The 18204-nt window shown below is 70.0% G+C and carries 17 protein-coding genes and 2 pseudogenes; 7 read left to right on the top strand and 12 right to left on the bottom strand.

The window, feature by feature from the left end:
* Positions 1-477: 477 nt before the first annotated feature.
* On the top strand, positions 478-687 hold the full coding sequence (locus ACF1FZ_RS31180; protein WP_391776738.1) for a hypothetical protein: 210 nt from the start codon (positions 478-480) through the stop codon (positions 685-687).
* Here ACF1FZ_RS31180 and ACF1FZ_RS31175 read toward each other — a convergent pair.
* From ACF1FZ_RS31175 to ACF1FZ_RS31155, 5 genes and pseudogenes are all read right to left on the bottom strand, one after another.
* A pseudogene (locus ACF1FZ_RS31175) lies at positions 671-1074 on the bottom strand (helix-turn-helix domain-containing protein); the annotation flags it as partial. The gene ACF1FZ_RS31180 and the pseudogene ACF1FZ_RS31175 sit on opposite strands and share 17 nt — an antisense overlap.
* A 559-nt stretch (positions 1075-1633) precedes the next feature.
* Complete coding sequence (locus ACF1FZ_RS31170) at positions 1634-1825, bottom strand: DDE-type integrase/transposase/recombinase (protein ID WP_391776736.1); 192 nt, start codon at positions 1823-1825, stop codon at positions 1634-1636.
* A gap of 170 nt (positions 1826-1995) precedes the next feature.
* Positions 1996-2211 carry a hypothetical protein gene (locus ACF1FZ_RS31165; protein WP_391776728.1) on the bottom strand — a complete coding sequence of 72 codons (216 nt, stop codon included), beginning with the start codon at positions 2209-2211 and terminating at the stop codon, positions 1996-1998.
* A gap of 105 nt (positions 2212-2316) precedes the next feature.
* The gene (locus ACF1FZ_RS31160) at positions 2317-2550 is read right to left on the bottom strand and encodes a hypothetical protein (protein ID WP_391776727.1); all 234 of its coding nucleotides are present in this window, start codon (positions 2548-2550) and stop codon (positions 2317-2319) included.
* A 969-nt stretch (positions 2551-3519) separates the two neighbouring features.
* Positions 3520-4515 (bottom strand): Lrp/AsnC family transcriptional regulator, encoded by a 996-nt coding sequence (locus ACF1FZ_RS31155; RefSeq protein ID WP_391776726.1) that lies wholly within the window; start codon positions 4513-4515, stop codon positions 3520-3522.
* Between the two features lie 403 nt (positions 4516-4918).
* Between ACF1FZ_RS31155 and ACF1FZ_RS31150 the strand changes: the two genes are divergently transcribed.
* The 5 genes from ACF1FZ_RS31150 (at position 4919) to ACF1FZ_RS31130 (ending at position 11536) form a co-directional block, all read left to right on the top strand.
* Positions 4919-6481: an MFS transporter gene (locus ACF1FZ_RS31150; protein WP_391776735.1), complete on the top strand. Its 1563-nt coding sequence runs from the start codon at positions 4919-4921 to the stop codon at positions 6479-6481.
* A 797-nt stretch (positions 6482-7278) separates the two neighbouring features.
* Positions 7279-8355 (top strand): bifunctional DNA primase/polymerase, encoded by a 1077-nt coding sequence (locus ACF1FZ_RS31145; RefSeq protein ID WP_391776725.1) that lies wholly within the window; start codon positions 7279-7281, stop codon positions 8353-8355.
* Positions 8352-9899 (top strand): phage/plasmid primase, P4 family, encoded by a 1548-nt coding sequence (locus tag ACF1FZ_RS31140; protein WP_391776724.1) that lies wholly within the window; start codon positions 8352-8354, stop codon positions 9897-9899. Before ACF1FZ_RS31145 ends, ACF1FZ_RS31140 begins: the two co-directional genes overlap by 4 nt.
* 127 nt (positions 9900-10026) lie before the next feature.
* Positions 10027-10407 (top strand): DUF6009 family protein, encoded by a 381-nt coding sequence (locus ACF1FZ_RS31135; RefSeq protein WP_391776723.1) that lies wholly within the window; start codon positions 10027-10029, stop codon positions 10405-10407.
* Between the two features lie 925 nt (positions 10408-11332).
* Positions 11333-11536 carry a hypothetical protein gene (locus tag ACF1FZ_RS31130; RefSeq protein ID WP_391776722.1) on the top strand — a complete coding sequence of 68 codons (204 nt, stop codon included), beginning with the start codon at positions 11333-11335 and terminating at the stop codon, positions 11534-11536.
* A gap of 399 nt (positions 11537-11935) precedes the next feature.
* Here ACF1FZ_RS31130 and ACF1FZ_RS31125 read toward each other — a convergent pair whose 3' ends face one another.
* From ACF1FZ_RS31125 to ACF1FZ_RS31105, 5 genes are all read right to left on the bottom strand, one after another.
* Entirely contained in the window at positions 11936-12340 is a 405-nt protein-coding gene (locus tag ACF1FZ_RS31125; protein WP_391776721.1) for a DUF6009 family protein, read from the bottom strand.
* Entirely contained in the window at positions 12337-13683 is a 1347-nt protein-coding gene (locus ACF1FZ_RS31120; RefSeq protein WP_391776734.1) for a phage/plasmid primase, P4 family, read from the bottom strand. Before ACF1FZ_RS31120 ends, ACF1FZ_RS31125 begins: the two co-directional genes overlap by 4 nt.
* A 194-nt stretch (positions 13684-13877) precedes the next feature.
* Complete coding sequence (locus tag ACF1FZ_RS31115) at positions 13878-14018, bottom strand: hypothetical protein (protein WP_391776720.1); 141 nt, start codon at positions 14016-14018, stop codon at positions 13878-13880.
* A gap of 135 nt (positions 14019-14153) precedes the next feature.
* The gene (locus ACF1FZ_RS31110) at positions 14154-14390 is read right to left on the bottom strand and encodes a hypothetical protein (RefSeq protein WP_391776719.1); all 237 of its coding nucleotides are present in this window, start codon (positions 14388-14390) and stop codon (positions 14154-14156) included.
* A gap of 258 nt (positions 14391-14648) precedes the next feature.
* Complete coding sequence (locus ACF1FZ_RS31105) at positions 14649-15539, bottom strand: alpha/beta hydrolase fold domain-containing protein (protein ID WP_391776718.1); 891 nt, start codon at positions 15537-15539, stop codon at positions 14649-14651.
* 291 nt (positions 15540-15830) lie between these two features.
* Between ACF1FZ_RS31105 and ACF1FZ_RS31100 the strand changes: the two genes are divergently transcribed.
* Entirely contained in the window at positions 15831-16619 is a 789-nt protein-coding gene (locus ACF1FZ_RS31100; protein ID WP_391776717.1) for an SGNH/GDSL hydrolase family protein, read from the top strand.
* A 309-nt stretch (positions 16620-16928) separates the two neighbouring features.
* On the opposite strand, the gene ACF1FZ_RS31095 is transcribed toward ACF1FZ_RS31100, so the two are convergent.
* Complete coding sequence (locus tag ACF1FZ_RS31095) at positions 16929-17633, bottom strand: 2OG-Fe(II) oxygenase (RefSeq protein ID WP_391776733.1); 705 nt, start codon at positions 17631-17633, stop codon at positions 16929-16931.
* Positions 17634-17714: 81 nt separating this feature from the next.
* Positions 17715-18164: pseudogene (locus ACF1FZ_RS31090) on the bottom strand (methylated-DNA--[protein]-cysteine S-methyltransferase); the annotation flags it as partial.
* Positions 18165-18204: the final 40 nt, after the last annotated feature.

The raw sequence follows: 18204 nt of genomic DNA, 5'->3' as shown, positions 1-18204 counted from the left end.
CCCCCAGGTCATGCCTTCGACAGGGGGACACAGTCATGCCGGGCCCGGAGGCCAGCGGTCCCATTGCAGGACCGCCAAGAACATAACGGGGGCGGGCGGCGCCATCACGAAAAGGCGCTCCCGTCGCCGGACTGACAGGGCCGGGGTCTGCCTCGCTATTACGCCGTAATGACCGCCGAACTCGGCATGCGGCCCGCGTGGAGACGAACACTCCATGCTCACCGGTTCGTGCTCGCATCCTCGCCCTCCCCGCAGAGTGAACACCGCCCTCCTCTCGGATAGTGGGCGCGGAGGACACGGCAGGGACGGGGGCGGTCTCCTGAGCTACTCCCCCGGGCCGGGCATGGGTCTTGAGCCGCCACCCGATAGGTGCGGCCGACGGGTTCGTGGGTCTCTGGTGTTCTGACCGCATGGGTTCGCCGGGTGGGGTGGCCGTCGCGGTTGGATGTGGCGACATACCTTCCGAAAGGAGAAAGCATGCCGCCTGCACCGGGACCGGTCAGCAAGCCTGACTACTTGACCGAGGAGCAGTGGGCCGGCCTGACCCTCGCCATCCTTACTGGCGTCGCCGAGGGCGTCGACAGGGCCGGACTCTCGTGGGCGTCGGATCTGGGGGTGACGGCGGTGAGTGCGGTTCGGACGCGAATGGACGAATTGCGGGTGGCGGAGGGCGCGCCGGATGGATGAGTCGGCCGTGCACTGTGCGCAGACAGGCGACGAGCTTGCGCGGGGACCAGCGGGTGAAGGACTGGCCAAGCCCGGCCGGGCGGGGCGGCCGTCTGGACGACGAAGTCTTCGTCGTCAGGATTGAGCAGGCGGTGGGCGATCTCTCGACCACCGAGGGTCCAGGCAGGCCAGGCAGATCTCGTTGGGCCGGTGGATCACCTCCTGGACGGTGTCCTCGTCGGCTTGCACCAGCTCGGCAACCACCGGGACGCGGTCCTGGTCGGCTGAGGCCAGCAGCATCATCGTGCATCGATAGTGCACCATGCTGGTGCTGCCCCGTCGCACGATCTGCTGCAGCCACTCCCCTTCATCGTCGGTCAGCCTGTGCACACGGACAGGATCGGCCATCGCGCCTCCAGCGGTTGCATCGGACGTCACCGCGCCCAACCTCCGTGGACAGCACACCTGGGCATCGCACCTTATGAGGATCTTCGAACGGCTCTCTTGCCTGGCTGGATACGATTATTACGCCGTAATGACGGGGGAGGACTTCGTGTCCTGCATCCGAGTATTACGGCGTAATGACGCCGCCTCGGGTCTGGGCAGGGGTACTCGTCGCGAGCACATCCATTACGCCGTAATAAGGCGGCCAGCTGCGCTCATGCTGTGTACGGCCCGGACTCGGGGGAGCGGTCTCGCTATGGGTGGTTGCGAGTCTCCGGCCGTCCCACAACCTATGGGCCGGTCAGGACCAGACACCGACCCGCGCAATCTCGGCGGCATGAAGTTCCCCGCGGCCTCGGTCATTCGATCTCTTTGCCGCGAGGACGTGCTGGTGGCGCTGCCTGGTCTCGGCCGGGACTACCCGATCCTTGCGGGATCCGGTACGAACAGACTGACAGTCGAAACGTGATCCGTGCGACCGCAGCTTTGCCACAGTCCCGACTCGCTTACTTGGCTGCGGAATTCAGATGAATCCGCCTTCGCTGGTGCGATCCGAGTGTGTGATGCGTCCTGGCTGCGGACCGCCACGGCCACGGGCCGTCTTCAGGGCGTCTACGGCGAAGCAGGCGCGGTGGTCATCGGCCACCGCATACCCGAAGACCTCGCGGGTGGCCAGGTCCAGCCAGCAGGCGAGGTAGAGCCGGTCCTCGACGATGGGAAGACAGGTGAGTCCCGTGGCAGCGCGGGTGGTGACCGCTGGCTCGGGTCAGGTCTCCGGTCCGGTGAAGAGGGAATCCGGCCCGTGCTTCGGTGGTCGGCCGTTCGTGCCGGGCAGCTGGGACGGCTTCGGCAACCTCATCACGCGGTCGCTGCGGGTGCGTCCGTTCAGCCCGACCACCGGCCAGGAGATCGCGCAGGACCAGGCCAGGCGGGGATGTCGTAGCCGACGTCGATCACGATCAGAATGCCCGGCTCGCCGGGCTGCCACTGGCCCACAACGCTGAGCCTGTCGACGACGTCGCGGAGCTGGGCGGCAGTCACCGAAGTGACGTCGTCGGCCGGCCCGGACCGCGTCCAGGACGTCGCGCCCGTCTTCAGCACCGCGACGAACGAGTACGGCCAACCGGGAATGAACTGCGAGGCCGTCTTCGCCCGGCCGTCGACGTGTCAGAACAGCCACTCCAGCGGACATGCGTCCGACCACAGTCACGGCGAGAAGCCCACCGCCGGCACCAGACGCCCGCCGGGGGCCCGGAGCAGTGGCAGGCCGGCCAGAGATGTCCGCAACCGGTCGGTGCCGACCCGGTCGTGGTTGAGGCCGTCACACAGCGCGCCGTGCTCGGGCAGCAATGTCAGCTCCACTGCCGAGTGCACCGCACCCGGAACACACAGCAGGGCATCCGCCGGCCCGAACAGCTCATCCCCCGCGTGGTCAGACACGCGGACAACTCGTCCCGGAAGCGTGACGCCTCCACGAACGCCTCTCTGGAACAGGATCAGACAGCAGCCTCACCCTCACGGCCGTCGTCCCGGTCACGTGCCATTCCTCGGTCGGAGCACATGATCGGACGAGGGCCGCCTCAGCGTCCGGTAAGTACTCGAACGGGTGGCCCGGTTCGAGGTCGCTTTCGAGAGAGGCAGGGTTCGAAGGCCGGGGGCTGCCAGGTCCCGAAGAAATCAGGCGCCCCGCCATTCGCCGGTACCGCAGGGGTGTGCTGGCCGCGGACAGCACACCCCGCAGGAACGTGCCCCGCAGAACGGGCTCCTTCTCGCAGATACACGTAAGTCATCCGTGCGGCCCACTGGGGCTGTGAATGAGACGGCGTAAGCGTGGCTCGGTGCGTGGACAACAACCACGCACCGAGCCACGCTTACGAAGAGAGGGAACCGATCCTGGCCGCATGGGGGGTCCCGATGTCTGAGCCATCTCTGCATGCGGAGGGCCAGAGCGCCCAGGACGCCGTGCTCCGCCAGCGCTCAGCCCCGTCTCCGTCTGCGCGCTGGAAGCAGCCCGCGGTCGCCACACGCTGAGCATGGGGCCAAGGACCAGCCCAGCCAGGCGCGGGGAGCAGTTGCCGTGCACGAGGTTCCTGGGACTGCCCCTTGCACCACACCATCCCCGGGCGCGGGGAACAGGGCTCCGGCGTCGTGGACGCGATGGAGTGCGGGGCGCCATCCCCACGGACCGGGGAGCAGCGCTGGGGTTGCACCCCCGGCGGCATCACTGTGGGCGGCGGCTCGCTCACCTGAAGGGACTCAGATTTTCCCGGCGCCGGCGAACGGGCGGGCTACGTCTCGGGACCCGAACCGACCGGCCGTAGCAAGAGCCCGGCAGCACCAGGAGCCACGAGCGCCAGGGTCCGCGTTGCATGATCACGCCTCATTCTCCGCGGTGACCGAAGGCCGTGCTCACCGTCGCGGAGGCGAGGGGACCAGCCGTCCCCGGTAGACGAGCGACGCAGCCTGTTTGAGGGGGCGCAGGCGGACGCTCACCGTGTAGCCGGTGATGCCGGGGACCGTGGCGAGGCCGCGGCTGAGGAAGTCGTAGAAATCGGCGGCGTCCGTGCACATCACGATCACCATGAGGTTCTGTTCGCCGGTCGTGGCCGCGGCGAAGACGACGCGGGGGAGCGCGGCGACGGCCGTGCCCACCTCATGGAGCCGCTCGGGGGAGGTTTGCAGCCACAGAGCCGCGCCGAAGGGGTAACCCAGCCGCTCAGGGACCAGGTCCACGTCGTAGATGAGTGTGCCCGAGCGCTCCAGGGCCTCCATGCGGCGTGCGATCCGGCCGGTGGTCCAGCCGGTGCCCTTGGCCAGTGCGGCCTGGCTCGCCCGGCCGTCCTCGGCGAGGACGGCCAGCAGTGCGGCGTCGTCCTCGCGCAAATCGACCGGCGGGCCCTGCGGCCTCTGCCGGGGGTGGCGCTCGCGGAGAAGTTCCACCGCCTCCTCCGGGAGCGAGGGGCCGAGCCGCGCCCAGTCGGCGCCGGGCGGGGAGTAAGCGTGCAACACCATGCGGGTGTTGAGCCCCACCACTCCCGGAAAGCGGGCGAGCCGGCGCAGCACGTCCGGCACCCGGCCGTCGTGAGGCGCTTCCATCGAACAGATGATCTCCGAACCGCCGAAGGAGATGTTCGCGAAGGAGATCTCAGGCAGCCGGGTCACTGTCTCGGCAAGCGCGTCGATCCTGTCCGGGCGCAGCGTGATCCGCACGATACTCGCTGTGAGATCGTGCACCGCCGGGTTGACCAGCCCCACGACCCGCATGGTTCCTGTGCGCTGCATCGCCCGGTAGCGTCGCGCCACGGTTTGTTCCGATGCCCCCACCGCCTCACCGATCACGCGGAACGGAGCACGCGGCACCACATGCAGCGCGTGGAGGATATGGCTGTCCAGAACGTCAAGCATGGTGTGATCATCACATCAAACACCTGGTAGGAGCAGTTTTCCTCATGTGATCCGCACGGGCTTGGGGAAATCGTCAGGCGTGGCGGAAACTTCTGGAGGACGTGCGGGCGAGGCCTCGTAACACCGCTGAGCGCCGCTGCGAGGCCCACGGTGGTCTTCCCGGACGCGTACGGCGACCTCCACGCCCATACGGGTTTCGGTGCCCTCGGCTCCGGGCTGCACGGTGGCCGCCCGGCAGTGCTGGGCGCGGCCCGTCGCCCACCCCTGCCCGGGTACGGCCGAACCCGCCGTACCGGTCACGCATACCCATCCGTCCGTCGCGCCGGAGCCTCGACGCTCCGAAGGAGTCCTCTTGTCCCAGTCACCACCCGCTGCCGAGTCCCGTCGCGGGACGACGCTTCTCATGGCCTGCCTCGGGGTCTTCGTCGCCTACCTGCCGGTGACCAGTGTCTCGGTGAGCCTGACCGCCATCCAGTCGGCTCTCTCCACGAGCACCCTGCAGCTGTCATGGGTCTCGGACGCCTTCGTGCTGCCGATGGCCGCCTTCATCCTCACCGCCGGAGTCGTCGGCGACGTGCACGGCCGCAAGAAGGTCTACCTCGCCGGGCTGCTGTTCTCCGCCGCCGGTGCCGCGACCTCACTCACCGCACACACGATCGGCCAACTGTGGGCCGGCCAGGCGCTTTCCGGGGTCGGCGCGGCTGCGCTGCTGCCGACGACGCTCGCACTCATCAGCCACGCCGTACCCGACCACCGCGAGCGCGGAAAGTTCATCGGTTTCTGGGCCATGTGCCTGCTCGGGGCACTCGCCGTCGGCGGCCTGGCCGCCGGGACGATCCTCGGCCACACGGGCTGGCGGTGGATCTTCCTCGTGCCGATACCCGTGGCACTCCTCGCCTTCGGCTTCTCCCTGCGGCTGCTGCCCGAATCGCGCGCACCGCGCACCGGACGCCTGGACTGGCCGGGACAGATCACGGCCGCGCTCGCCATCACCGCACTCGTCTACGGAGTCATCCAAGGCGGTGCCGGTTCCTTCGCCGAAACACAGGTCGTCGTCGCACTCGCCGTCGCGGTCATCAGCGGAATCGCCTTCGTCGTGGCCGAGCGGCGCTCCTCACACCCGATGCTCGACCTCTCGCTCTTCCGCAGCCCCGGATTCACCGCCACCACACTCGTGGCCATGGTCATGTTCCTCAGCATGATCGGCTTCTTCTTCGTGCTGAGCCTCTACTTCGGCATGGTCCAGCACCTCGAGACACTCGGTATCGCCTGGCGGATGCTCCTGATCACCGGTGCCGCGCTGCTCATCAGCGGAGTCGCAGGACGCATCATGCACAAGGTCTCACCACGCCTCATGATCACCACAGGACTGCTCATGGTGACCGCCGCGCTGCTCACACTACTCGGCGCCGATACAAGCACATCCTTTGCCTCGCTCTCCTGGCGCCTGGTCCTGCTGGGGCTGGGCATGGGGCTTGTCACGACGCCGATGACCGCCGTCGCCGTGGCCTCCGTACCCCACCCGCTCGCCGGAATGGCCGCCGCAGGAAACAACGCCTTCCGGCAAGTCGGCGGCGCCCTCGGCCCCGCCGTGCTCGGAGCCCTCCTCACCAGCCGCGCAGTCTCCTCCCTGCCGGGGCACCTCTCCGTCGCCGGCGTCGACGGCCCCCTCGCCGACCGGCTTGCCGGCGCGACCCGTGACGGGGGCCTCGGCGCGATCGGCACGGTACCGCTCGGCTCGAAGGCCGGCGAGGTCCAGAGGGCCGTGGCTGACGCCTTCCTCGAGGGGATGCGCCTGTGCCTGACCGTCTCGGCCACCCTGACCTTCCTGGCTGCCCTCCTCGCCTTCGTCCTCCTGAGCCCCCGCAGAAAACCGGCGGGAACGGACACGGTCGTACGCACGTCGACGGCTCAGACGCCCAGCGCCTCTGAAGGATCCAAGGCCCTCGTGGAGGAAGGCGCCTGACACACCCTCGCATACCGGGCAGGGGGCCGGCCCGCAAACGCATCTGATGGACCACCCGGGGGAGAGGTACCGCCAATCCCTCCGGATGTCCTCACGTTCAGCTGTCAGGAATCAGGAGGAGGGGTGGTTGCGCTCAAAACCCGCCTGCGGACAGAGGCGGCAACGGCATCTTCTGCAAGCCGCGGCCGGTGACCGGCAGGGCATGGACCTGCCAGGAGAAGCCCTCAGAAAGAGGAGGGACCGGATTGCTTCGGTCCCTCCTCCCTTCAGTCCCTCAGCAAAAGACCAGGTCAGAGCGATCCGCTCGGGACTGAAGGGACTGAAGGGACCGAAACTCCCTGTTCCGTCTGCGTGCAGGCGCGTGTATGCGCGCGTACGTAAGACTGACCCTTACATATCTCTGGTGCGCTGATAACTAGAGAAATGAGTCCCTTCAGTCCCTCCCTTCCAGGGTCCAGGTGCTCTGACCTGCGGAAACACCACCGGGACTGAAAGGGGACCGGTCAGTCCCTCCGCCCCGGCAGGCCTTCGGTCCCTCGGTTTCCCATCCCCCTGGCAGGACGCCCCCCGCCCCGTCCGGATTTCCGGCCCGAGGGACCGAAGGGACTGATTTTGCAATAAGTGCTCATGTTTCCCACGGCGCGGCGGGTCCGTGCGCTAGGCTCTGGCCGCTATAAGGGAAAGTCAGTCCCTTCAGTCCCTCAGTCCTTCGTGTGGTCTTCCTGACCAGGTAAAACACTGGGAACTCAGCTGAGGAACCCAACCCTGGCCACACAAGAGGAACGGACCGACGAACAGTGCAGCGCCCCGCCGACACCGCCTCGTCCGGAGTCGCGCAGCAGCCGTGCCCCGTGGACGTAGCCCGGTGGCTCGCAGGCCGCCAGTGGCCGGTGCACCCGCTTGCCCCGGGACGTAAGACACCGGCCGCCAACTGCGAGCAGTGCCGGGTCCGCAGTCACGAACCCTCGCGCTGCCCCTGCCATGAACGAGGCCTCTGGTGTCACGGCTTCCACAGCGCCACTACCGATCTCTCCCTGATCGACGCGTGGTGGAGCCGGGAGCCCCGTGCAGGTGTCGGGGTGTCGTGCGGGCCGGCCCATCTCGTCGTCCTGGACGTCGACGCCCACCCCGCGCAGGTCCCGGACCGTAACCGACTCCTTCCGGGCATCCCGATCCCGGAAGAGGTCAACCTCGCCGGTCTCGCCTCAGGCTTCGACACCCTGGCCCTTCTCGCGGCCTACCGTCAGGAACCGAACCCGGCCGAGGACGAGAACACCCTGCGGGTCCGCACCCCGTCCGGGGGGCTGCACATCTGGTACGTCAATTCCGAACCCGCGGTCCGCTACCGCTCCTCCACCGGGTCGAGCCCCAGGACCGCGCTCGCGTGGCAGGTCGACGTACGGGCCCACGGCGGATACATCGTGGCCCCCACCACTCGTACCTCAGCGGGCGTCTACACGCCTCTGGGAGCCGTACGCGACCCTGCCCCCCTCCCCGCCTGGCTGGCCGCTGAACTGACGCGCACGGGCCATGCCGGAGGCCCGTCCCCAGTTTCCGGCCCGCGGCCGCACGTCCCTGCCAGGCGGCCCCGCACCGGTGCCGCTCAGGCGCTCTTGCAGCCGCTCCTCGAGACCGTTCGTGAATGCGCCGTCCACGCCGAGGGCACCGGGTTCACGGAGAAACTCAACCGGGCCGCGTTCACGGCAGGAGGGCTTGCCGAAGCAGGGCATCTGAATCAGGCCGAAGCCCGCCAAGAGCTGGCAGAAGCCGCTCACTATGCTCGTCCCCACCAGAACCGCCGTAATGAGACGATCATCGACGCAGCCCTTTCCGCAGGCGCCGGTCGCCCGTTCCATCCCAAAGGACTCGCATGAGTAGCGCAGAGAGCAGCCGCTTCGACGCGGCTGCCGCCGCTCAGCAGATGCTCGACCTCGAGGGTGCGGCTCCTGCCCGGGTGCCTCCTCAGCAGGTACAGGCGCCTGTCTCGGTCGAGGCACCGGTTCTGCTGCCGCCCATGCTCACCGACCGCGGCAACGCGAAGCTCTTCGCCCAGCTGTACAGCGACCAGTTCCGTCACGTCGAGGGCCTCGGCTGGTACTGCTGGGACCAGTTCCGGTGGAAGCGGGTAGGCGGCGAGAAGGCCGCCCTGTGGGCCGCGGGCGACATGGCCGAGCAGATGTCGCCCACCGACCCGCGGGGGACCTTCAGCGACCGTGAGATCGCCCAGCACCGTCGGCGGACCATGTCCACGAGCGGTATGAAGGCGCTGCTCCACCAGGCGAAGGCCGCGCCCGCGCTCAGTCTCGACCCCGACGTCCTCGACGGCGACGCCTACTCCCTGTGCACGCCGGCAGGTGTCGTCGATCTGCGCAACGGCCGGCTGCACAAGCCCGACCCGATGCGGGACCTCCACTCGCGTGCCACCCACGTAGCTCCCCAGGCGATGCCGACCCCGCGCTGGCACGCCTTCCTGGACGACACCTTCGGTGACGACGCCCAAGGCCAGGAGATGATCGACTTCCTGCACCTGCTGCTCGGTTACTCCATCACCGGCGACGTCGGCGCGCAGGTCCTGCCCTTCCTCTGGGGCAAGGGAGCCAACGGGAAGTCGGTCCTCCTGGACGTCATGATCCAGGTCATGGGGGACTACGCCGACGCGGCCCCGCCCGGCTTCCTGATGGACAAGGGCAACTTCGCCGAACACTCCACGGAACTGACGGAGCTGCACGGCCGCCGCATCTTCGTCTGCAGTGAGCTCAAGCCCAACGACAAGTTCGACGAGGCCCGGGTCAAGCTCCTCACCGGCGGAGACAAGATCAAGGCCCGCCGCATGCGGCAGGACTACTTCAGCTTCACCCCGACCCACAAGCTCTGGCTGCTGGGCAATCATCAGCCTGAGGTCGGGACCGGCGGGCACGCGTTCTGGCGCCGTATCCGGCTCATCCCCTTCGAACGTGTCGTCGCGGCTGACCGGAAGATCGACAACCTGGCCGGCGAGCTCGTCCAGGAAGAAGGCCCAGGCATCCTGCACTGGCTGATCCAGGGCGCGATCCGCTACCTCACCAGCCGTGACCCGCTGAGCGGCCCGTCGTCGGTGCGCCTGGCCACCGCCGCGTACGAGACCACCGAGGACCACATCGGGCGCTTCCTGGGCGAGTGCTGCCTGCGACAGGGGCCGGATACCGGGGACCTGCGTGTCGAACAGGGTCTTCTGTACGCGACCTACACCGGCTGGTGCAGCTCGGAGGGGATCCGGGCCGACACCGCCCGGGCCTTCGCCGGCCGCATCCGGCAGGAGATCGGACTGGCGTCCCCCGCCGAGATGCTGAAGTCCAGCGGCAAGAAGTACTACCCCGCCCTGGGACTGCTCAAGGACGACATCGTCCATTCCGACGGACCGGTAGGGGGACGTCCATGACGCACCAGGGCTTTCTGCCCCGCATCCGGGCATCGTCTTACCATGGGAGCGTTCCGGATCACCGCACTGCCCGTTCCGTACCGAGTAGCCACGGGCGTCACCACATCACCGACAAGGAGCTGCGTCCATGAGCTCGCTGCTGCATGAAAGCCAGCTCGCACACGAGGCGAACGTGGTGTGGCTGGAGGACCTGGACGACCTGGACTACGTCCGCCAGGCGCTCGACAAGAGCGCCCGCCGTGGGGGGAAGCCCCGCTATGCCCGTGACGGACGCATGGTCGGTTACGCGGAGCTCGACAAGGATGCCGAGGCCAACCCCGACAGCGGTCTCTACCAGCGTCGTACCTTCTTCCTGCTGCCTCACGACAGGCCGAACGACCCCGAGGGCCTCTACAAGGAAGGTGCTCCGGGGGAGGCGGTCGACCCGCGGACGATCGAGCCGCGACGGGTGGGGGAGAAGACCCCGCGTTCGCAGGGGAAGCGCAGGAACGAGATAGTGCCTTCTTGATTCAGCTGTCCTCGTCGGGAGACCGGTCCGGCCGGGAAGACCTGTGTCTGCTGGTCGTTCCAGGGACAGCGCCTGTCTCCGTGAGGGGACCGGGACAGCACGTGGTCCCGGTCCCCTCACGGGGGAGGCCGGTACGAGGGCGTGCTGCGCCGGGTGGACTCGATTCGCCTGACTGACGCGGTTCCCTGACCACGGTGACGCCGCCCGGGTAGATGATCATCGTCGTTCCGAAGGCGCCGCTGTACTGCTCCGACGAGGAGGGGACGACGGGGTCGGGGAGGCCACTGCTGCTCCCAGGCGCCCGAGCCGGCCACCGCTGCCACGTCGGACGGCCTCCTCCCCGCCTTCGCCGGCCCGTCGCTGCCGATATCGGTCCGGTGCGACGACCACACCCCTGGTACCCCCGGGAAACGCATTCTGCCGGGCCCTCTGCGTCCGGCAGAATGCGCGAGTACATCCGCGACCGCACCCTCGAAGGTCACGAATCCGCCCGCAGACGCCGCCAGGACCACCGGCGGCGCGGGTGTCATCGAACGAGTCCGTCCATCGAGCCCTGGCGCGTGGGGGACGACCCCGGCCCCAGCATGGTCCCGCTGGGGGGACCTCATCAGTGATTCCGGACGAGAGCGTCTGAGCCCGGGCGCGCAGCGACCGGCGCCGAAGCGGAACGTGCTGAGTCGTTCGTGGATGACTGCTGGTCAGAGCGCCTGGGAGGACGAAGAAAGCGACTCGAGCGACTGAAGGTGCGCATCTGTGACACATCCGAGGACAAGAGCTGGGGAGCCTGTAGTGCAAAGCTGAGTCGCTTCAGTCCCTGTGGGAGCGTCCATACCTCTGTGACCTGCGGGTTCGCTTAGTTCCGAGCCAGTGGCCGAAGCGACTGCAGAGAGCGGAGAAGCAGAGGACGAGAAGGGGCCCGCGCGGAATGCCTTTGGGTTTCAGTGGTCGTCGCAACACCCCAGCCGAAGGGGGTGCGACGGACTTCGAGAGCCGGAAGGGCCGGAAGCCGCAGGGACGGAAGAAGCTGACCCGGGAGCGGGCGGCATGCCTCCAGCTCATGCAGCGGGGCTGCAGCGGCAAGGAAGCCTGCCGGGGCGTCGGCACCGACGTCCGGACCGGCAAGAAGTGACGCGACGGCCGCACGCTCACAAGGGCCGTGAGAAGACGGCTCCTCCGATCCGCCAGGAGGCGCCGCCCTCGTCGGTCCGCCCCGCTGCCCGGACGAGGCAGGCCGCATCCACATCGCCGACCGGTTACGGGAGGAAGGCCGGCGTCCGCGCTGTCGCCGTGGAGCTGGGCCGCAGCCCCTCCACCGCCAGCCGCGAGGCCCGCCGCAACCGGCGCCCGGTCAGCGACCGGGTACCCGCCCTACGTCGTCCAGGCCCCCGCCGGTGCCCGCCGCTCCCGCCCCGGACCGGAGGATGCCGGCCGGGCGTCTGCACGAACTGCTCGCCGCCCGGGCGGCACGACCACGTGGTGCGACGACTCCTGGAAACGCCTGTTGCCGCGTGGGCCCCTTTCCGGGACGTCAGGTCTTGGGCAGGGTGATGCCCAGTTCACGCATCGCATCGGACGCGGGACCGCCTTCGGACCGTTCCGTCTTGTAGCCCTTCACCCCGGGGCCCACCGTCCGGGGGTCGACGGCCTCGGACGGGGCGCCGCTTCTGTAGAGCCCGTCGGGTTGCTGGTCGCGGTCGTGGGGGGCGAGCCAGAAGACCCGGCGCAGATACGTGCCGGACGCGCGTGAGGGCCGGGCACCCGGGCCGAGGGTGGCGTACCCGACGAGGCGGCCGGCCCGGTGATACGGGGGTTTGCGGGTGCGGCCCGTGATCCGGTCGAGGGCCTGCCGCACGTAACCCAGGGAGCTGGTGTCCTCCAGCCACACGAGAGCGTCCTCGTGGGTGAGGTCCTCGGGGTCGATCAGGGCGCTCACGCACGCTCCTCGGTGTTGTCGGTGAGCAGGGCGATGCCGGGGTAGTACTTCTTGGAGTTCGAGGTGGCCATCTCCTTGGGCGAACTGATGCCGATGACCTCACGGACACGGGCGGCGAAGGCGCGTGAGGAGACCGGTGAGGCGCCCTCGCTCTCGCACCAGCGGACGTAGGCGAGGTGCAGGGTCTTCTGTTCGGCGCGCACGCCGGGCCGGACCCGGCAGGACTCGGCGAGAAAACGCCCCAGATGGTCCTCGGTCTCCGCGTACGCCGTCGTGGCCATCCGTACTCTCTCCGGCCCCGAGAGGTCCTTGTCGCCGCTCAGGTAACGGCCGGCGCCGCTGATCAGCCATGCCAGGATGCCGGGACCTTCCTCGGTGACGAGGATGTCCGCCAGGTTGTCGACCTTGCGGATGTCGGGGACGACACGCTCGAATGGCACCAGGCGCATCCGGCGCCAGAACGCGAAGCCGCCGGTGCCGACTTCGGGCCTGTGGTTGCCCAGCAGGAAGAGCTTGTGGGTGGGGGCGAAGGAGAAGAAGTCCTGGCGCATCCGGCGCGCCTTGATGATGTCGCCGCCGGTGAGCAGCTTGACGCGGGCCTCGTCGAACCGGTCGCCCGCCTTGAGTTCGGAGCAGACGATGACGCGGCGGCCGTGCAGCTCGGTGAGGTCCGTGGGGTGGCTCTCGAAGGGCTTGGCCATCAGGAAACCGGGCGGGGCCGCGTCGGCGTAGTCACCCAGCAGCTTGACCAGCACGTCGAGCAGGACACTCTTGCCGTTCTTGCCCATGCCGTAGAGGAAGGCGAGGATCTGCGCGCCGACGTCCCCGGTGATGGAGTAGCCGAGCAGAAGATGCAGGAAGGGGATCATCTCCCTTCCTGCGGTGTCCGATCCGAACGTGTCGGTCAGGAAGCGGTCCCAGCGCGGGGTGGGCATCCGCTGCGGTGAGACCGACGTGGCGCGCGAGTGGAAACCGGTGAGCGGGTCCGGCGGGCCGAGCGTGCCGGTGCGCAGGTCGACGACTCCGCCGGGTGTGCACAGGGCGTAGGGGTCGGCGTCCAGGCGGGAGGCGTCCAGCAGCATGCCCTCGGCGGACTTGGCCTGGGTGAGCATGGACTTGATGCCGGGGGTCGACATGGCACGGCGGCGCTCACGGCGCAGTTCCACGCTGTTGTACTCACCGGTGGGGTCGCTGGTGGCCAGGGACTCGGCCATGTCACCGGCGCTCCAGACGACGGTGTCGTGCTCGTCGGGTTCCCAGCGGTAGCCGGTCCACTTGTACCAGCCCAGGCCGTTGACGTGCCGGTAGTCCCGTGCGTACAGGTGGGCGAAGGTCTTGGCCATGCCGCGGTCGGTGAGGGAGTCGGGCAGCAGCCCCGACTCCGTCGTGCGGAAGGGCCCGGCGGAGCCGTTCCCCGGGGGCACCTCCCCGGCGCCCCGGTGCGGTCCGGTGGTCGCGGTAGGCCAGGGTGCCCGGCCTTCCGGTGTTCCGGCCAGGATCTGCAGCGCAGCCGAGGCCGGATCGAAGACGCCAGAACTCACGAGCGGCCTCCTGGGTAGAGGGGGCGTCTGGTCCCGGCGTCGAGTCCGTTGCGCACGATGCCGGCCGCGCGGCCGGGCCGGCCGGGCCGGGCGTGCTCCGCGACGGCCAGCATGTCCGGACGGAACGTCGAGTACACGATGATGACGCCTTCTGCCGATTCGGGTGGAGCGCTGCCGTGAGGGGGCCGCCGGAGGGGAAGACCTCCCTTCTCACGGCAGCGACAGCGGCTCCGGAGACTCCGGTGTGTGTGACGAGGGCTCGCCGGGAATGCCTACGCCACGGACCGGGCTGGCGTCCGGAGGGGCGGCGGAATGATCCTGGCCAGCGGCTTCACGGAGCGGCTGCGCAGGACGGGCGCCAGGGTGACGGTGGCCGTGACGTTCGGGCCTTCGCCCTGCCACATCGTGACGCCCACGCGCGCACGGCCCAGCGGGTCGTCCAGGAGCGGCTCGGCGGCGATCAGGCACGGAGCGTCGAGTTCGACGTAGCGTCGGAAGACGGTCTGCATTCCCACCGGGGTCGCCGTCCGCCGTCCGCCGCACTCCCGTGCTCCGCACCTCCCCGGTCCGGTTCAGCAGGTAGGTGTTGACCTCCTCCAGGGCCTGCACGGCGTACGGGGCGAGCAGGTCGACGGCCTTCGAGAAGAGCGCCTCCTTGCCCTGGCGCGAGGACGCATGCCCATGGGTGCCGTCGCGCAGGTCACCGAAGTGGCGCAGCAGCGCCTCGGCGTGGGCGGGGGCGTCCTGGGCCGCCGTCGGGGTGCCGTTCATGAGGTCTCCTTGAGTTCGGGGCCCGGCCGTCCGGCCGGACCGGGTGGGGATGCGGCTGCCTCGGCAGGCCGCCGGCCACGCAGTGAGGCACCCAGCCACCGGCGCAGCGCGGACGGGTCGTCCGGGCCCGCGTCCTGGGCGGGCGGCTGGAGGAACGCGCCGTGGAGGCCGGAATCGAACTCCTGGTACACGAGGTCGTTACCGGCGGACCGCAGGCGTCGCGCGTAGTGACGGACGTCGTCCAGCACCGGGTCGAGCGTCCCCACGCCGAGGATCGCCGGAGCCAGCCCCGACAGGTCTTCCACCCACAGCGGGGTGCTGGGCAGACCGGGCGGATCCTCGGTGTCCGGGCTGCCGCGATACGCCCGCCACGCCGCCGTCAGCCCCTCCTGAGTGGGGAAGTTGCCCGCGTACCGGGTGTAGGAGGCGGCACGGCAGTACGGGTCCAGCGGCGGGTAGGCCAGTACCTGGGCCGACAGCGCGAGCCCCCGGTCCCGGCGGACCACGGCGGCACACGCGGCGATCGTGGCCCCGGCGCTGTCGCCACCCACGGCCACCGGTGCCGAGCCCTCACGCCCGGCCCGGTCCTGCGCCCATTCGACGACGGCGAGCACATCCTCCAGAGCCGCCGGGTGACGGTGCTGCGGTGCCAGCCGGTAATCGACACTGACCACGCAGTACGAGGCGTGCCGCGCGAGATCCGCACACGCCTCGTGCCAGTCGCTCGCCGACCCGCTCCGCCAGCTCCCGCCGTGCGCCCAGACCAGCCAGCCGTGGTGCGGGCCCCGCGGGCGCAGGACCCGGGCCCGGACGGTGCGCCCGGGTGCCGGGACATGGACTGTTTCCCACGGGGGCGCACCCCGCGGGCGGGTACCAGGACTCTGCACGCTCATTCCTCCGTTTCGCGGACCGCCCTCGGTGGAGCACGCGCGGTCACCCACCCGGGAGCGGTGCTCCGGCTCCGCGCCGACGCGGTGGGCACGGTCTTCAGCCTTCCCCGCCCGGGGCCCCCGGCCAAGCCGGACTTGGCCAGGTCGGAGCCGTCGCCGGGGACTGTCCCCCGCTCGGGCGGCGGGACGCGGCCATGTGCCCAAGTCGCCCTCTGTGCGTTGACCGGGCTCCGGGCGCCGGACCACGATGCCTGCCATGAGGGCGGAGCGGAAGGCGAGGGGGATCACGTGGAAGAGAAGGACCCGGACGGCGGCCCCCGCATCGCGTCGTACGTGGCGGTCGGTGACAGCTTCACCGAAGGGCTCGGCGACGAGGCCGCGGACGGCAGCCTGATCGGCTGGGCCGACCGTCTCGCCGGCCACCTGGCCGAGCGGTGCCCGCAGACAGCCTTCTCCTACGCCAACCTGGCGGTCCGCGGCACGGTCATCGACGAGATCGTCGAAGGCCAGGTACCGCGTGCCCGCGCCTTCCGCCCCGACCTCGTCACGTTCTGCGCCGGGGGCAACGATCTCCTCAGACCGGGCGGCGACCCGGACCGGATAGCCGACCGCTACGAACGTGCCGTCGCCGAGCTGGTCCCGGGCGCGGGCACGGTGGTCCTGTTCACCGGGTTCGACACCCGCGGGATCCCCCTGCTGCGCCGCCTGCGGGGCAAGATCGCCACGTACACGGCGCACGTCCGCGCGATCGCCGACCGGTACGGCTGCCCGGTGGTCGACCTGTGGTCGATGGAAGAGGTCAGGGACCGGCGGGCCTGGACCGATGACCGCCTGCACCTGTCCTCGTACGGGCACACCCACGTAGCGCTGCGCGCCGCGGAACTCCTGGCTCCCCGCCCGCCCGGGGGGACGACCGCCCTCCGGCCCGCGGGGCCCTCCCGCATGCCCGCCACCCGCCGGAGCGACGACCTCCAGTGGGCGTGCGAACACTTCGTACCGTGGGTCGGACGCCGGCTGTTCGGCGGGCTGCCGGCCGACGACGCCCGCCCCAAACGGCCCGACCTGCTGCCCTTCTGACGCTCCGCGTTCCCCGGCACCCGGTTCCGTCTCCACGCGGTGCACCTCTCCGGCGGACACACCGCGCACGGCCGGTGGCCGGCTTCCGGTGCGGTCTCCTCGCCGGCGAAGAAGACCCGGTACCCCACACAGCGGCCGCGGGCGGTCGCGCGCAGTGCTGAGGGCGGTCCAGCAGCCCGTACAGCCGACCCCACCGGTGACCGCGCCCGGGGCGCCCGGCACGGCACTCGGGCGGGGCCGTCCGCCGGCTCCGGCCGGTGTGCGGGCGGACGGGCCGGCCCGCCCGTCCGCCCGCGTCGGCCGTCACGTTCAGCTCGCGTCGTGGAAGACGAGGCCCAGGGTGCGCCGGCATCCCGAGCGCACGGTGCTGACACCGTGCCGCATCGGCCCGTTGGACCAGCCGCGCTTGGACGCGACCGGAAGGTCACGGGTGGTGAAGACCAGCCCGTGCCCCTGCGGCAGCGTGACGGACGATCCACGCGACTGGGCGCGGGGCCGCTGCTGCGTCATCAGGAACTCGCCGCCGGTGAAATCCGTGCCGGGCACGTCGAGTCCGATGACGACCTGGAGGGGGAAGAGCATCTCGCCGAACACGTCCCTGTGAAGCGCGTTCCAGTCCCCGGGGCCGTAGAGGAGAAGGATCTGGGCGGACCTGGCCTGCCCGGCCTCGTGGCACATCGCGATCCACTCCTCCAGTGTCCCGGGCCACGGAGCGGGTCTGCCCAGCTTCGCCATCCAGTCATGGGCGATGCGCAACAGGTGGGGGTAGAACGCCTCCCGCAGCTCCCGCACCGGACCGGGCAGGTCATGCGTGAAGTAGCGGTACTGACCGGAGCCGAAGCGATAGCGGGCCATGTCGATGGTGGACCGGAAACGCGTGTCGTCGTCGTACAGCCCGGCGATCTCACGGCACTGCTCCGGGGTGAGCAACGGTCCGGTCAGCGCACTGCCGTGCTCGCCGACCTCGTCGGTGAGGGCCTGCCAGTCCTGGGCGTCGACACGGGTGGAGATCATGATGAGGAGTTCCTCCGTACGGTTCGTGGGGCGGCGGGGGTGTCCGCGCCGGCCGGGGACCGGCCGCAGGACGCCTTCCGGGGTGAGCAGGCGGCGACCGGCCTCCGGGCCGCCGGCGTAACCCTTCGGGGGACCGTCCGTACCGATCACGCGGTGGCAGGGGCGAACCAGCAGCGGATTCGCCCCGATCGCGCCGCCGGGGGCGCGGACCTCTTCACGGGCCGTACCGGGCTCCGCGGCGAGCGCGCCGTACGTGGTGGACGTCCCGTGCGGAATCCGCTCGACCGCGGCCCGCGCCCGCTGCTGGAACGCGGTGCCGGAGACGGCGCACCCGATGCCGAAGCGGTCCGGTTCCCCGGTGAAGTACGCGCCGAACGCCCCGGGACCGCCCCGCGGACCGGGCCGCGTCGCGCGCTTCTGCCCGGGCACGGACAGCGGCAGGAGCGCCGTGCCTCCCGTCGCGTTGGCCGGCTCCCCACCGGTCAGGAACAGGTCGCCGACCGGGCCGGGAACGACGGCGCAGACGGTCATCGTCGCCTCCCTGATCCGATCCGCTGGTGTCCCACCCCCG

Source organism: Streptomyces sp. NPDC014623 (assembly GCF_043088245.1).
GTDB lineage: Bacteria > Actinomycetota > Actinomycetes > Streptomycetales > Streptomycetaceae > Streptomyces.
This window is presented reverse-complemented; position numbering and strand designations above follow the sequence as displayed.

Bases quoted from the DNA above. Each gene is read 5' to 3' on its own strand.
- ACF1FZ_RS31140 (WP_391776724.1), top strand. From the start codon at position 8,352: ATGAGTAGCGCAGAGAGCAGCCGCTTCGACGCGGCTGCCGCCGCTCAG.
- ACF1FZ_RS31155 (WP_391776726.1), bottom strand. From the start codon at position 4,515: ATGCTTGACGTTCTGGACAGCCATATCCTCCACGCGCTGCATGTGGTG.
- ACF1FZ_RS31130 (WP_391776722.1), top strand. From the start codon at position 11,333: ATGCCTTTGGGTTTCAGTGGTCGTCGCAACACCCCAGCCGAAGGGGGT.
- ACF1FZ_RS31150 (WP_391776735.1), top strand. From the start codon at position 4,919: ATGGCCTGCCTCGGGGTCTTCGTCGCCTACCTGCCGGTGACCAGTGTC.
- ACF1FZ_RS31135 (WP_391776723.1), top strand. From the start codon at position 10,027: ATGAGCTCGCTGCTGCATGAAAGCCAGCTCGCACACGAGGCGAACGTG.
- ACF1FZ_RS31120 (WP_391776734.1), bottom strand. From the start codon at position 13,683: ATGGCCAAGACCTTCGCCCACCTGTACGCACGGGACTACCGGCACGTC.
- ACF1FZ_RS31095 (WP_391776733.1), bottom strand. From the start codon at position 17,633: ATGATCTCCACCCGTGTCGACGCCCAGGACTGGCAGGCCCTCACCGAC.
- ACF1FZ_RS31110 (WP_391776719.1), bottom strand. From the start codon at position 14,390: ATGCAGACCGTCTTCCGACGCTACGTCGAACTCGACGCTCCGTGCCTG.
- ACF1FZ_RS31180 (WP_391776738.1), top strand. From the start codon at position 478: ATGCCGCCTGCACCGGGACCGGTCAGCAAGCCTGACTACTTGACCGAG.